A 15,423-nucleotide genomic window follows, 5' to 3' on the forward strand; every position below is an offset into this window, starting at 1 on the left:
TGATTCAGAGTATAATTATTATCTTAAAGGAGAAAACTCATGGAAGTTTTTGAAAGTCTCAAAGCCAACTTGGTTGGTAAAAATGCTCGTATCGTTCTCCCTGAAGGGGAAGAGCCACGTATTCTTCAAGCGACTAAACGCTTGGTAAAAGAAACAGAAGTGATTCCTGTTTTGCTTGGAAATCCTGAAAAAATTAAAATTTATCTTGAAATTGAAGGGATTATGGATGGTTATGAAGTTATTGACCCTCAACATTATCCTCAATTTGAAGAAATGGTTGCTGCTCTAGTGGAGCGTCGCAAGGGCAAAATGTCTGAAGAAGAGGCACGCAAGGTTTTGGTTGAAGATGTAAACTACTTTGGTGTTATGTTGGTTTACTTGGGCTTGGTTGATGGAATGGTGTCAGGTGCGATTCATTCAACTGCTTCAACAGTTCGTCCAGCCCTTCAAATCATCAAAACTCGTCCAAATGTAACTCGTACTTCAGGTGCCTTCCTCATGGTTCGTGGCTCTGAACGTTACCTATTTGGAGACTGTGCTATCAACATCAATCCAGATGCAGAAGCTTTGGCTGAAATTGCCATCAACTCAGCAATCACAGCTAAGATGTTTGGAATCGAGCCTAAAATTGCTATGCTAAGCTATTCTACTAAAGGTTCAGGTTTTGGTGAAAGCGTTGATAAGGTCGTTGAAGCAACTAAAATTGCTCACGACTTGCGCCCTGACCTTGAAATCGATGGTGAGTTGCAATTTGATGCAGCCTTTGTTCCTGAAACTGCAGCTTTGAAAGCTCCTGGAAGTACGGTAGCTGGTCAAGCAAATGTCTTCATCTTCCCAGGTATCGAGGCAGGAAATATCGGATACAAGATGGCTGAACGTCTTGGTGGCTTTGCGGCAGTAGGTCCTGTTTTGCAAGGTTTGAACAAGCCAGTTAACGACCTTTCTCGTGGATGTAATGCAGATGATGTTTACAAGTTGACCCTTATCACAGCAGCCCAAGCTGTTCATCAATAAGATTTAGTCCTCTTTCCTTTGGGAAGAGGCTTTTTAATACTAGGAAAAGGACAGTTAGAATCTTCTGTGTTATACTAGAGATATGTTAGATTTGAAAGAATATGGTATTGCCATGTGGCCGGAGGAGAAGATTGTTTCTTTTCGTCAGAAACTCCTCACTTGGTATGATGAAAACAAAAGAGATTTACCGTGGCGTAGAAGTAAAAATCCTTATCATATCTGGGTTTCTGAAATTATGCTCCAGCAGACTAGGGTGGATACGGTTATTCCTTATTACGAACGTTTCTTGGACTGGTTTCCAACAGTGGAAAGTTTGGCAATTGCCCCTGAAGAGCGTTTGTTGAAGGCTTGGGAGGGACTGGGATATTATTCTCGAGTTCGTAATATGCAGGCTGCAGCTCAGCAGATTATGACTGACTTTGGTGGCCAATTTCCAAATACCTATGAAGGAATTTCCAGCTTGAAAGGGATTGGTCCTTACACTGCAGGAGCCATTTCCAGTATTGCTTTTAACTTGCCTGAGCCAGCTGTAGATGGTAATGTTATGCGGGTCTTGGCGCGTCTGTTTGAAGTCAATCACGATATTGGGATTCCAAGTAATCGAAAAATTTTTCAGGCAATGATGGAAATCCTGATTGACCCAGAACGGCCAGGCGACTTTAATCAAGCTTTGATGGATTTAGGGTCTGATATTGAGGCTCCTGTAAATCCTAGGCCAGAAGAGAGTCCGGTGAAGGACTTTAGTGCTGCATATCAGAATGGAACCATGGACCGTTATCCAATTAAGGCACCAAAGAAAAAGCCAGTTCCCATTTATCTTAAAGCCTTAGTTGTGAAAAATTCTCAGGGACAATTTTTACTTGAAAAAAATGAAAGTGAAAAGCTCTTGGCAGGTTTTTGGCATTTCCCCTTGATAGAAGTTGATAACTTTTCGCAAGAAGAGCAGTTTGACCTCTTTCATCAGGTTGCAGAAGAAAGTGTGAACTTTGGCCCCAGTCCAGAGGAGAGTTTCCAGCAGGACTATGACCTAGATGTTGATTGGTTTGATACTTATTTTGAGACTGTCAAGCATGTCTTTAGTCATCGTAAATGGCATGTTCAAATTGCAGCAGGTCAGGTAAGTGACTTCCATGACTTTTCAGATAGGGAAGTTCGCTGGCTTTCACCAGAAGAGTTTAAGAATTACCCACTTGCAAAACCCCAACAAAAAATCTGGCAGGCTTATGCAAAAGCCAACTTAGACAGTAGCAAAGACTAGCTATCGTGTCTTCTTGTTATTTTTTTGGTATAATAGTAGAGAAAAAGGTGAACATATGAAAAAAATACTAATTGTAGATGATGAGAAACCAATCTCGGATATTATCAAGTTTAATATGACCAAGGAAGGTTACGAGGTTGTAACTGCTTTTAACGGTCGTGAAGCGCTAGAGCAATTTGAAGCAGAGCAACCAGATATTATTATTTTGGATTTGATGCTTCCAGAAATTGATGGCTTAGAAGTTGCGAAGACTATTCGGAAGACTAGTAGTGTGCCTATTATCATGCTGTCAGCTAAGGATAGCGAATTTGATAAGGTTATCGGTTTAGAGCTTGGTGCAGATGACTATGTAACCAAACCCTTCTCCAATCGTGAGTTGCAGGCGCGTGTTAAAGCTTTGCTGCGTCGTTCTCAACCTATGCCAGTAGATGGGCAGGAAGCAGATAGCAAACCTCAGCCTATCCAAATTGGGGATTTAGAAATTATTCCAGACGCCTACGTGGCTAAAAAATATGGCGAAGAACTAGACTTAACCCACCGTGAGTTTGAGCTTTTGTATCATTTGGCATCGCATACAGGTCAAGTCATTACGCGCGAACACTTGCTTGAGACTGTCTGGGGTTATGACTATTTTGGTGATGTCCGTACAGTTGATGTGACTGTCCGACGTCTGCGTGAGAAGATTGAAGATACGCCTAGCCGACCAGAGTATATCTTGACGCGCCGTGGTGTAGGGTATTACATGAGAAATAATGCTTGATTTACTGAAACAAACCATTTTTACCAGAGATTTTATCTTTATCCTGATTTTGTTAGGTTTCATCCTTGTTGTGACCCTCCTATTACTGGAGAATAGACGTGATAATATTCGGTTGAAGCAAATCAATCAAAAGGTCAAAGATTTGATTGCAGGAGATTATTCAAAGGTTCTTGATATGCAAGGTGGGTCTGAAATCACCAATATTACCAATAATTTGAATGACTTGTCGGAGGTTATTCGTCTCACTCAGGAAAATCTAGAACAAGAGAGTAAGAGACTAAATAGTATTCTGTTTTATATGACAGATGGGGTCCTTGCGACCAATCGTCGGGGTCAGATTATCATGATTAACGATACAGCCAAGAAGCAACTGGGGCTGGTTAAAGAAGATGTTCTGAATAGAAGCATTTTGGAAGTACTTAAGATAGAAGAAGACTATGAATTGCGTGATTTGATTACCCAGAGTCCAGAATTGTTGCTAGATTCCCAAGACATCAATGGTGAATATTTGAACCTTCGAGTTCGCTTTGCCTTGATACGTAGAGAGTCTGGCTTTATTTCAGGTTTGGTGGCTGTTTTGCATGATACGACGGAGCAGGAAAAGGAAGAACGCGAACGAAGACTCTTTGTTTCCAATGTTAGCCATGAGCTACGGACACCCTTAACCAGTGTTAAATCTTATCTTGAAGCCTTGGATGAGGGAGCTTTGTGTGAAACTGTAGCACCAGACTTTATCAAGGTTTCTCTTGATGAAACCAACCGTATGATGCGTATGGTGACGGACCTCCTTCATCTTTCACGGATTGATAACGCCACCAGTCACTTGGATGTGGAACTGATTAACTTCACTGCCTTTATTACCTTTATCCTCAACCGTTTTGATCAGATAAGAGGGCAGGATGAAGAGAAGAAATACGAACTGGTGAGAGATTACCCCATTACCTCAGTCTGGATAGAGATAGATACAGATAAGATGACACAGGTGATTGATAATATTCTCAACAATGCCATCAAGTATTCGCCAGATGGTGGGAAAATCACAGTGACCATGAAAACAACGGATGATCAGATGATTTTATCCATTTCAGACCAGGGATTGGGGATTCCCAAGCAGGATTTGCCACGTATTTTTGACCGTTTCTATCGTGTAGATCGTGCTAGAAGTCGTTCCCAAGGTGGTACAGGTCTAGGACTGTCTATTGCCAAAGAAATTATCAAACAACATAAGGGCTTTATTTGGGCTAAGAGTGAATACGGTAAGGGATCGACCTTTACCATTGTGCTCCCTTATGATAAGGATGCAGTGAAAGAAGAAGTATGGGAGGATGAAGTAGAAGACTAGAATGAGTGAAACAGGCTTTAAATACAGTATTTTAGCGTCGGGTTCCAGTGGAAATTCCTTTTATCTGGAAACCCCAAAAAAGAAGCTTTTAGTGGATGCCGGCTTGTCTGGTAAAAAGATTACTAGCCTACTTGCTGAAATTAACCGCAAACCAGAAGACCTGGATGCCATCTTGATTACCCATGAGCATTCAGACCATATCCATGGAGTGGGTGTTTTGGCTCGCAAGTATGGTATGGATCTTTATGCCAATGAAAAGACCTGGCAAGCTATGGAAAATAGTAAATATCTTGGCAAGGTGGATTCTTCGCAAAAGCATATCTTTGAGATGGGCAAAACCAAAACCTTTGGAGATATTGACATCGAGAGTTTCGGTGTAAGCCATGATGCAGTCGCACCGCAGTTCTATCGCTTTATGAAAGATGATAAAAGTTTTGTCCTTTTGACAGATACAGGTTATGTTAGTGACCGTATGGCAGGGATTGTCGAAAATGCAGATGGTTATCTTATCGAATCCAACCATGATGTAGAGATTTTACGAGCAGGTTCTTACGCTTGGCGACTCAAACAACGAATCCTATCGGATCTGGGTCACCTTTCTAACGAGGACGGTGCTGAAGCAATGATTCGTACCTTGGGAAACCGCACTAAGAAAATCTACCTTGGCCATCTATCCAAGGAAAACAATATCAAGGAGCTGGCTCACATGACCATGGTCAATCAGCTAGCACAAGCTGATCTTGGAGTTGGAGTAGACTTTAAGGTTTACGATACCTCACCAGATACCGCAACACCCTTGACAGAGATATAGAAAAGAAGGCATTGACCTTCTTTTTATAAATTAGTAGATATTTGTTGTGGTATAACGTTCAAAAATAACATAGGAGAAGTAGTGTGAAAAGAAAATGGTTATTTAAGGATTATTATGACACAACGATTATTTTACTTGCTTTAATCTCTGTTATTCTGGTATTACTTGGATTTTCTGAGATGATTGATTTGGATAATCCGCCTTATAGTATTATTGATTTAGTAATCTGGGGTGTTTTTGTGGTAGATTATGGCTGGCGGTTCTTTTTAAGTAAAGGGAAATGGCGATTCATAATTGAAAATATCTTTGATCTGCTAGCTATCCTGCCTTTAAATGCTATTTTTACAGTGTTTCGATTAGGGCGTATCTTTCGCTTAGCAAGGCTGACAAAATTACTGAAACTGACTCGTTTACTTAGAATAATTGGACTTACAGGTAAATTAGAAAGAAAAATTAGTAGATTCTTACGGACAAATGGCCTGATTTATGTCTTGTATGTTAATATATTTATCGCGCTAGTAGGAAGTTCAATTTTATCTGTAGTTGAAGAAAAATCATTCTCAGATAGTCTTTGGTGGGCTCTTGTGACAGTAACTACTGTTGGTTATGGTGATATTGTTCCAGTTTCCCTTTTTGGGAAATAGATAGCAGTTTTACTGATGCTTGTCGGTATTGGAACAATAGGGATGTTAACAAGTGCCTTGACGAACTTTTTTGTAAAAGATAATCCAGATGAACAGATAAAACTTGATAAACTTCAAGATGAATTGTCTAGTCAGAGAATATTACTAGAGAAACAATCTGAAAAGATAGAAGAATTACATCGAATGATAAAAGACTTAGTTGAAAAAATATAATAAAGGTGAGACAAAACAAAACTTGATTTGAGGAGGAATCAAGCAAGTCTTGATACAATAAAACGCATAATATCAAGGTTTTTGCACCTTACATTATGCGTTTTTGTAATTTTAAGACTTGTTAGCTGATTTTTTACAATCCAGCAAAGTCCTTGATTTCTTGTGCTGACATTGAAGAGTCGCAACGGACATTGATTTGTCCATCTGCAACGTGAACAAAGCCTGGTACAGTTGGGATTCCGTAGCGTGAGCGGAATGCTTGTAACTCATTGAGTTGGCTTGGTTCTTCACTATTGATGAAGTAAATGTGAGCTTTGGTTTCAGCTATGACACCAGCCAATGTACCTGCAAATTTACGGCAGTAAGGGCAAGTTTTGCGACCGATAAAGAAAGTTGCAGTTTCTTTATTATCAAGAGCTTCTTGCGCACGCGCAACTGTAGTGACTTCAAGGTCTTTGATATTATCTAAAAATTGTTCCATGAGATTACCTCGCTTTCATTGATAAGTCTAGTATGCCATAAAGTTTCTAAAATTGCTTAGATTTGATACGAAAAAAGATGAGATTGGTTTGTCTCATCTTTTATAGGACTTTATTTTACAAAAGCATTGATTTCTGCTTCGATATTAGCAATCTTAGCTTGTGATTCTTCGTTGGTTTCCCCTACAACTGCAATGTAGAACTTGATTTTTGGTTCTGTCCCTGAAGGGCGAACGGCAATCCATGAACCGTCAGCAAGTGTGTATTTCAACACATCACTTGGAGGAGTTGTCAAGTTTGTAACGGTACCGTCAGCAGCAGTAGCTGTTTGAGCTTTGAAGTCTTCTACGACCGTGATAGCTGTTGCATTCCATTCTTTTGGAGCATTGTTACGGAATTTAGCCATAATCGCTTTGATTTGTTCAGCACCGTCAACACCAGAAAGAGTAACAGAGATTGTCTTTTCTGCATAGTAGCCGTATTCTTTGTAGATTTCTTCGATACCGTCTGCAAGTGTTAAACCACGTGAACGGTAGTAGGCAGCAAGTTCAGCCACGACAAGAACGGCTTGGATAGCATCTTTATCACGTACGAATGGTTTAATCAAGTAACCGAAGCTTTCTTCAAATCCCATCATGTATGTGTGATTGTGTTTTTCTTCGAATTCTTGGATTTTTTCAGCAATAAATTTGAAACCAGTCAAGACGTTGAACATAGTTGCGCCGTAGCTTTCAGCGATCTTCGTTACCAAGTCAGTTGATACGATTGATTTGCAGAGGGCTGCGTTTTCTGGAAGAGTTCCAGCGTTTTTGTGGGCTTCCAAGATGTATTTTGCCATGATAGCACCGATTTGGTTACCTGAAAGGTTGAGGTAGCTACCATCTTTTTGAAGAACTTCAACACCAACACGGTCAGCGTCTGGGTCAGTTGCCACAAGAACATCTGCACCAACTTGACGACCAAGTTCTTCAGCAAGGGCAAAGGCTGCTTGGCTTTCTGGGTTCGGAGATTTTACAGTTGAGAAGTCAGGATCAGCAGTTGCTTGCGCTTCAACAACTTGAACTGAGTCAAATCCTGCTTGGGCAAGAGCACGACGAGCCAACATTTCACCAGTACCATGAAGTGGTGTGTAGACAATCTTCATGTCTTTACCGAATTCTTCAATCAAGGCTGGGTTGATGTTAACGTCCTTCACTTCTTTGAGGTATTCTACGTCAACAGCTTCACCGATAACTTCAATCAAGCCAGAAGCTTTTTCAGTTTCCACATCAGCAACTTCAACTGCAAATGGATTTTCGATTGCACGGATATAAGTAGTCAAAGCGTCCGCGTCATGTGGAGGCATTTGTCCACCGTCTTCACCGTAAACCTTGTAACCGTTAAATGGAGCAGGGTTGTGGCTGGCTGTAACCATGATACCTGCGAAGCAGTTGAGATGACGAACTGCAAATGATAGTTCTGGAGTTGGACGAAGGCTTTCAAATACGTAAGATTTGATACCGTGTTTAGCAAGAACTGCCGCAGATTCAAAGGCAAACTCAGGTGAGAAGTGACGACTATCGTAGGCGATTGCTACACCGCGTTCTTTTTCGTTTCCACCTTTTGACTCAATCAAACGAGCCAATCCTTCAGTAGCTTGGCGAACAACGTAAATGTTGATGCGGTTTGTACCAGCGCCAATCAAGCCACGCATACCTGCAGTACCAAATTCAAGATTTGTATAGAAGGCATCTTCCTTTGTTTTTTCGTCCATATTTTCCAAATCTTGACGAAGGTAGTCAGGAAGCTCCGCAAAATCAACCCATTTCTGGTAATTTTCTTGGTAAGACATTAAAATTCTCCTTTATTTTTAAAACATTTAATCAGTTTGATTATATCATTTTTTTTAGTTTTAGTAAAACCTTATCTGCTTCGAAAATCTCTTCAAACCAGGTCAGATTGAATTTTGGGTTTATATGATGTTGAGGCTAGGAAAAATTCAATCTCAGTAAAAAAGTAAGTCTTCTCATAATAAAACATTGATACCAAACGTTTTATTATGAGAAGACTTTTACCCAGCCTCTTTATACACAACCTCAAAACAGTGTTTGGAGTAATCTGTGACTAGATGTTTAGTTCCAAGAATGCCATCTTGACTAGATGTTTTTCTTGACCGTTATTGGTGATAATCTTCCAGCAAGGCTTCAAACTCAGATACTGACATACCTAACTGCTGGCTGGCAACCTCGGAAGTCAGAATACCTTGACGAACTAGATTTGCTAAACCTACTTTTAATCCCTGTTCGATGCCTTCAGCTCGTCCACGCTCTAAACCTTGTTCAATACCTTCTGCACGACCACGTTCTAATCCTTTTTCCTCAGCTTGTTCCAAGGCATAGTCCTGTGCCAACAAGGCCTGTTCTTCGCGCATACGTAGTTGACTAAACATTTTTCTGTCCTCCTCGGACCAGCTCTTGTAGTCCAGCAGTTGGTCTGCTTGGCTGATGGCTCGCTCGGGTTGTTGAGTAAAGGGTTTATTCCCGAAAAACTCTAACCATGGTTTGCGAATACTATCTTTGCTGGTTTCTCTATATTTTTTTAGTTCCAAGAACGCCATCTTGACTAGATGGTTTTCTTGTCCGTTATTGGTAATGGTTAAAACCTCACCTGTCGTGTCCTCGCGCATGCTGAAACTGTGAAAAGCCAAGTCATCTGAGAAGTAGTTGCTATCTACAATTGCGATTGCGTAAACAGGTGCGATGTGTTTGTAACTCTGGTGAGTGTTTCCTTCTTGTTGGCGAATTTTTTCGAGGTTTTGATTAACCTGACTGCACAAGTAAGCCCACAGGCGATTAATGAAAAAATTCTGATGATGCACTTGAATCTCAATAATTACTTGCGTTCCATTATCCAATTCCGCTAAGACGTCTATACTGGTATAGAAATCCTGGGCCGAGTACGGCAGGGAAGGCAAGACATGAATATTGCTCCCTTCCAAAATCGTCACATTTTTAGCTGGCAAGTCCAGCATATCGCGGATAAATTGGCAAGTGATTTCTGGGTTGCTAAAAATCTTCTTAGCAACCAAATCATTAGTTGGGCTGATGCCCGGATGACGTACAGTCATATTTCTTCTCCTCTCATTATAGCACATTTTTAAATCTAATTTGCTAGATTTGATGCTTCTATCTATTTATTCGGAAAAGAAAGGGAAAAGTTCAAATTTTCTTGAAAATAACAATACATTAAGTAAAAAAAGATAGCCAAACTCTTTACATCAAGAAATTTAGCTATCTTTTAGTTTGTTTTAAGATTGCATAACGCTTAAAGATTTCTCACTCATGTTTTTCCAACAATGCTTCAAACTCGGATACTGACATACCTAATTGCTGACTGGCAATCTCAGAAGTCAGAAGACCTTGGCGGACCATATCTAGGAAGGCAAAGAGTTTTCCACGTTCTAATCCTCTTTCCTCAGCTTGTTCCAAGGCATAGTCCGGTGCTAACAAGGCTTGTTCTTCGCGTCTGCGTTGTTCACTAAACATCTTCCTGTCCTCCTCGGACCAGCTCTTGTAGTCCAGCAGTTGGTCTGCTTGGCTGATGGCTCGCTCGGGTTCTTGGGTAAAGGGCTTGTTGCCGAAAAACTCCAACCATGGCTTGCGAACCTTGTCTTTGCTGGTTTATCTGTATTTTTTAGTTCCAAGAACTCATTATTGTGATGATTTTACAATAATGCCTCAAATTCAGTGACAGTCATACCTAACTGCTGGCTGGCAACCTCGGAAGTCAGAATACCTTGACGAACTAGATTTGCTAAACCTACTTTTAATCCCTGTTCGATGCCTTCAGCTCGTCCACGTTCAAGTCCTTGTTCAATCCCCTCTGCGCGACCACGTTCAAGACCACGCTCTAAACCTTGTTCAATCCCCTCTGCGCGACCACGTTCTAATCCTCTTTCCTCAGCTTGTTCCAAGGCATAGTCCTGTGCTAACAAGGCTTGTTCTTCACGCATACGTAATTGACTAAACATCTTCCTGTCCTCCTCGGACCAGCTCTTGTAGTCTAGCAGTTGGTCTGCTTGGCTGATGGCTCGCTCGGGTTGTTGGGTAAAGGGTTTGTTGCCGAAAAACTCCAACCACGGTTTGCGAACCTCGTCTTTGCTGGTTTCTCTGTACTTTTTTAGTTCTAAGAATGCCATCTTGACTAGATGGTTTTCTTGTCCATTGTTTGTGATGGTTAAGACTTCACCCGTCGTGTCCTCTCGCATGCTGAAACTGTGGAAAGCCAAGTCATCTGAGAAGTAGTTGCTATCCACGATTGCGATAGCGTATACTGGTGCGATGTGTTTGTAACTCTGGTGAGTGTTTCCTTCTTGTTGGCGAATTTTTTCGAGATTTTGATTGACCTGACTACATAGATAAGCCCATAGGCGATTGATGAAAAAATTCTGATGATGTACCTGAATCTCAATGATTACTTGTGTCCCATTGTCCAGCTCCGCCAAGACATCTATACTGGTATAGAAATCTTGTGCTGAATAGGGCAGAGAAGGCAAGACGTGAATATTGCTTCCCTCTAAAATAGTTACATTTTTAGCTGGTAAGTCCAGCATATCGCGAATAAATTGACAAGTGATTTCTGGGTTGCTAAAGATTTTCTTAGCAACCAAATCGTTGGTCGGGCTGATGCCCGGATGACGTAATGTCATACTTTCTCTCCTTTCATTATAGCACATTTTTTAATCTAGTTTTACTAAATTTGATGCTTCTATCTATTTATTCGGAAAAATAAGAAAAAGGGTAGAAAAAATCTCAAATTGTCTCATTTTTAAAGAAATAAATGTAAAAATCCTAAAGCAAGCTGGGAAGGTCTCAAAGCACAGGACTGAGCTTTCTGATAGGAGGAAGCAAGCCCATTAGATGCACACGACTGGGCAAGGCTGATGGGGCTTCATCTTTGCTGTTGGTTTACTGATGAGGGACTCCTAATCTATCTTTGGTTTTGGTAAAAAGATCGTCTATCTGCTAAGCTTCCATTTCAATCAAAAAATTTGAAATTTACAGTTGTTTGATGTATAATATTTAGATGAGATTGTATGCTATCATGCAGAAAATAGCATAACAATATATATATATATATATAAATGGAGTTTGAAATGGGTAAATTTGATAAACAACTAAAATATAGTATTCGAAAAGTAAGTGTCGGTGCAGCTAGTGTTGTCATTGGTGCTTTTTACCTTGCCATGGGGGCAGGTGTGGTACACGCGGAAACGAATACTACTAATACTGATGGAGGTGCAAGTCACTCTAGTCCGTCTCCAGACCCGGAGCCAAGCCGACCTAACGGTCTGACTTCCTATGGCTATGGGGCGGTGGCTGCTCAAAATCCAGGTGGGCTTCAAGCTGGAGCGGTTCATTCTGTTAAGGAAGAGACGAAAACGATTACACGTACCATTAAATATGTAGATGCTTCTGATGAAAGTAAAGAAGTATCTGCTACAGTCATTCAAACAGTTACCTTAACACGTAAACAAGGCACAGAAGAGTGGTCAACAGGGAAATGGGAAGCACAAACTTCACCAACAGTAAATGGTTTTGGTGCGCCAGACAAGTCAACTATAGAATCAAAAGAAGTTACATCGTCAACTGAATCTGAAGAAGTGCTGGTGTACTATAAAAAGGAATCTGCACCATCAAATTCAGGAACAACGCCTAATAGAGGTCGCCGTTCAAAAAGAGATGTAGGAAATCCTCCTGCTGACGGAACTTCTAATACTTCTACTGGAACTGAGACTCCAACTGGAGCTTCAACTGAAAATAACGAAGCATTAAATTCCGCTCTAACCGAACGTAAGGGGTCTACAGTACAACCAGATCAACCGGGGATATCTATACCAACAGGAAATGAGCCTGGAGCACATGATCCGAATGCTCACATAAGTTTCGATGATCCTGGTCATACTGCTACAGTTGAAGAAATGTGGAAAATTATCCAACATATGCCGGATGACTTCCAAAATAACGAGCGTTCTTATTTAAGAAACATGGATACTCTAGGAAAGGAACTTCGATTTGATAAGACCGCTGAGAATCCAGAGGGTGTACCACTTAAACCGGGTGAAATTAGAGAACTTCATGACTTTGGTGGTTGGCATGCCATTGACAAAGATGGAACCCAAGGTAAATTCGTTATCGGAAGAAAAAATGAACAAGGTTACTTCACAGGTTGGCATAAAGTAGGAGAAACATCAGAGGGCATTCCAATCATGGAACAAGGTGGTATGCTTGGGGCAGATGCCTTAGATAACATCTATGTGCATGAGCAAGCCTTAGATCGTCGTTTTGATTATATGCTGATGCTTGTTAAAGGGCGTACACGTGCCAATCGTACTGAAACTGTAGCGGATCATTCTACATATGATCCACGTACTCCGAATGAACGTTCAAATTTGAGTAACACTGAATTTAATAAGCTTCCGCTTTTAGAAAAGGATAAATTTAATAAATATTCTCCAGGTGTCGTTGGCTACAATGGGATAGAGAAGAAATTCACAGCCTTTTCTACTAAATACGGAAGTCGTGTTCGTGTTGATTTTGTGACAGGGTACATCTCAGATATTAACGGTAATAAAGGAAGTTATCGAATAGTCATTAAAGCTCAAAATAGTAAGGGTGAAGAAACACAAGTTTATGATGAAACTATTTCTCGTGTAGCTGAAATCGTTCAGAATGAAGAGTTGTATAAGAAAGGTTTGAATGTTGAAGCGGCACATGCAAACATTTTGAAATTTTTAAAAGATGAGTTTAATTACCGTGTTAATAAAATTAAAAATCCGAAAGTAAGAGCTAATCCATTATTAGGAAGAACAAAAGAAAAAGATTATACACCAGAGCAACAAAAAGTATACGATCAAATTGTAGAAGAAGCTACGGAAGAAGCTAAAAAACAAGGCGATATTGTGATGAATGTTACTGAAGACTTCCTAAGTATAGCAAAATCAGGGAAAAAAGATTCAGAGTGGAAGAAAACTTTCACAAATACATCTCAGTCAACTGCAAAGCTATCGAATGACTTGAATACTTTATTGAAAAATGCTGATAAAGATACGCCTAATACCCCAACTTGGCTAAGTTCAGGTAGTTCTCAAGCTAAAGCTGATGACAGAGCATACAGATTACTCACTACTCTTATACCAGGTGCTAAGAAAATTACCTATCATGTTAACGATGATCAGCTGGAAGTTGAAACAGATAAATACACATATACTGCCGCTAGAAACGGTAGTAAGGAAGTTGGTATTCAAGGGTCAGATATAGCAGCAACTCTAAGTGCTGATGCCTATAAAGCTAATCCCCAAACCTTTGATAGTGAGAATACAAATACAAAAGCGAATAATCGTAATAATGGTTGGGCTAGAGCTGGTGATGAAGAATTCAGTCACTTCTCCCGCTTTATAGGGGTAGACAAAGGGATTGAGCGTACGAATGTGATTTCTGATGAAGAACTGTCGGCTAAAATTAAGGAAGCAGTGGGTCCTGGATATAGCAAACTAGGAAAACCAGGATACTTCTCTACTGCGGACATTCCTTTAGGAGCGGATATTGTATCGTATACTGTACAAGTAATTCCATCTGATAATGAAAGAGTTGGGGTAAACTCTCAAAGTTCTCGTATTCAGTATAATATGCCAATTCTAGCCGATTTCTCAGTTCTTCAAGATACGACAGGACCATCTAAAGAATTAGCAAGAAGAATTATTAGTAAGTCGAATATTCCAGAAGATAAGAAAAATAAGATTATAGAAGAAATCAACAAGAGTAAGAAGACATCTGAAATAAGATCGGCTATGTCAAAGAATGTGAAAGTTCGATATGTTGACAAAGCAACAGGAAATGTAATCACAAACATCAAAAACGATAAAGCATTTGGTGAGAAAGATAGCGAAAACAGATATACAGCAGCTAAGGATGTGCTTATCAATTCTGATTACAACGTAACAGATAGAGCTTATAGCACACTATCAACAACAGATGACAAATATTATAGATTGGTAGCTGATAACGGTGGTTTAGCAACTGGTTCGGCAGCAACAACTGGAACAATCGACACTACCGATAAAGTTGTTACTTTTGTATATGAAGAAACGGTAAAACCAGTAACGCCAACAACAGGTAAAGGTGTCGTTCACTTCAAGAAAAAAGTATCTGAGACAGTAACAGCAGCGTTAACAGGATATGATGATATTACGCTAGAAGGTAATGTGGGAGATACATTCTCTTCAACAGATGTAAATACTAGAATAACAGCACTGAAAAATGCTGGGTATGAGATTATTGGAGACACATTTACAACTGGTAATAAAACAATTGATACTATAGAAGACGCAGAAGGTCAAACTCCAAGTCAAGAATATACGATTACTGTAAAAGAAAAAGTAGTTGATGTAACAGAACCGAAAAAACCAAATGATCCAGTAGATCCGAATAACGAAGAAGGACCAAAATGGCCAACAACAGGATTAGCAAAATCCGACTTAGAAAAAGAAGTAACGAGAACAATTAATTACTTTAAAAAAGAAACTGCAGACGGGGAAAAAATTGCAGATGCACAACCTACAAAGGTAGACAAAGTATTATACAAACGTACTGCAACATATAACTTAGTTAGCAAAACAGTTACTTATAGTGGTTGGACAGCAACTGCAGATGATACGCATACAGCTACAAGTTTTTCACCAGTAAAAACTCCAGTATTAGCTGGATACGTAGCAGATTTTAAGGAAGTTACAGATGCACCAGCAGCGCCAACTGCAAACGGCGAAGTAACGAATATGACTAGAGAAGTTGTATACACTAAGATAGGATCATGGGTACCGAAGATACCAGGGAAAACTCCAACACCAATCCCATATCCAAATGAT

At 40.1% G+C, this 15,423-nt stretch carries 10 protein-coding genes and 4 pseudogenes; 9 read left to right on the forward strand and 5 right to left on the reverse strand.

Going from position 1 to position 15,423, the window contains the following annotated elements:
* The first annotated feature begins 39 nt into the window (after positions 1–39).
* From pta to HMPREF9957_RS06805, 6 genes and pseudogenes are all read left to right on the forward strand, one after another.
* Complete coding sequence (gene pta, locus HMPREF9957_RS06780; protein ID WP_000451582.1) at positions 40–1,014, forward strand: phosphate acetyltransferase; 975 nt, start codon at positions 40–42, stop codon at positions 1,012–1,014.
* An 82-nt stretch (positions 1,015–1,096) separates the two neighbouring features.
* Positions 1,097–2,272, forward strand: coding sequence for an A/G-specific adenine glycosylase (gene mutY / locus HMPREF9957_RS06785; RefSeq protein ID WP_000886127.1), 1,176 nt, complete (start codon positions 1,097–1,099; stop codon positions 2,270–2,272).
* Between the two features lie 55 nt (positions 2,273–2,327).
* Entirely contained in the window at positions 2,328–3,032 is a 705-nt protein-coding gene (yycF, locus tag HMPREF9957_RS06790; protein WP_000722068.1) for a response regulator YycF, read from the forward strand.
* Complete coding sequence (gene vicK, locus HMPREF9957_RS06795; RefSeq protein ID WP_000886220.1) at positions 3,025–4,374, forward strand: cell wall metabolism sensor histidine kinase VicK; 1,350 nt, start codon at positions 3,025–3,027, stop codon at positions 4,372–4,374. Before yycF ends, vicK begins: the two co-directional genes overlap by 8 nt.
* A gap of 1 nt (position 4,375) precedes the next feature.
* Complete coding sequence (locus HMPREF9957_RS06800) at positions 4,376–5,185, forward strand: MBL fold metallo-hydrolase (protein WP_000004962.1); 810 nt, start codon at positions 4,376–4,378, stop codon at positions 5,183–5,185.
* A gap of 83 nt (positions 5,186–5,268) precedes the next feature.
* Positions 5,269–6,042, forward strand: a pseudogene (locus HMPREF9957_RS06805) (potassium channel family protein).
* A 133-nt stretch (positions 6,043–6,175) separates the two neighbouring features.
* Here HMPREF9957_RS06805 and HMPREF9957_RS06810 read toward each other — a convergent pair.
* The 5 genes and pseudogenes from HMPREF9957_RS06810 to HMPREF9957_RS06825 form a co-directional block, all read right to left on the reverse strand.
* Positions 6,176–6,523 carry a DUF6568 family protein gene (locus HMPREF9957_RS06810; RefSeq protein WP_000434639.1) on the reverse strand — a complete coding sequence of 116 codons (348 nt, stop codon included), beginning with the start codon at positions 6,521–6,523 and terminating at the stop codon, positions 6,176–6,178.
* A 110-nt stretch (positions 6,524–6,633) separates the two neighbouring features.
* On the reverse strand, positions 6,634–8,352 hold the full coding sequence (locus HMPREF9957_RS06815; RefSeq protein WP_000121692.1) for a phospho-sugar mutase: 1,719 nt from the start codon (positions 8,350–8,352) through the stop codon (positions 6,634–6,636).
* A gap of 324 nt (positions 8,353–8,676) precedes the next feature.
* Positions 8,677–9,627 (reverse strand): Rpn family recombination-promoting nuclease/putative transposase, encoded by a 951-nt coding sequence (locus HMPREF9957_RS06820; RefSeq protein ID WP_000218318.1) that lies wholly within the window; start codon positions 9,625–9,627, stop codon positions 8,677–8,679.
* 208 nt (positions 9,628–9,835) lie between these two features.
* Positions 9,836–10,180: pseudogene (locus tag HMPREF9957_RS0102365) on the reverse strand (Rpn family recombination-promoting nuclease/putative transposase); the annotation flags it as partial.
* 44 nt (positions 10,181–10,224) lie between these two features.
* A complete protein-coding gene (locus tag HMPREF9957_RS06825) occupies positions 10,225–11,208 on the reverse strand; it encodes an Rpn family recombination-promoting nuclease/putative transposase (protein ID WP_000175243.1) in 984 nt (327 codons plus the stop codon).
* A 447-nt stretch (positions 11,209–11,655) separates the two neighbouring features.
* Between HMPREF9957_RS06825 and HMPREF9957_RS13770 the strand changes: the two are divergent.
* The 3 genes and pseudogenes from HMPREF9957_RS13770 to HMPREF9957_RS13780 form a co-directional block, all read left to right on the forward strand.
* A pseudogene (locus HMPREF9957_RS13770) lies at positions 11,656–12,174 on the forward strand (YSIRK-type signal peptide-containing protein); the annotation flags it as partial.
* A gap of 1,287 nt (positions 12,175–13,461) precedes the next feature.
* A pseudogene (locus HMPREF9957_RS13775) lies at positions 13,462–13,727 on the forward strand (hypothetical protein).
* 622 nt (positions 13,728–14,349) lie between these two features.
* Positions 14,350–15,423, forward strand: a 1,074-nt coding sequence (locus tag HMPREF9957_RS13780; RefSeq protein WP_419992008.1) for a mucin-binding protein, incomplete at its 3' end; no start/stop codon positions are given.

The organism is Streptococcus mitis SK1080 (assembly GCF_000220085.1).
Classification (GTDB): Bacteria; Bacillota; Bacilli; order Lactobacillales; family Streptococcaceae; genus Streptococcus; species Streptococcus mitis_K.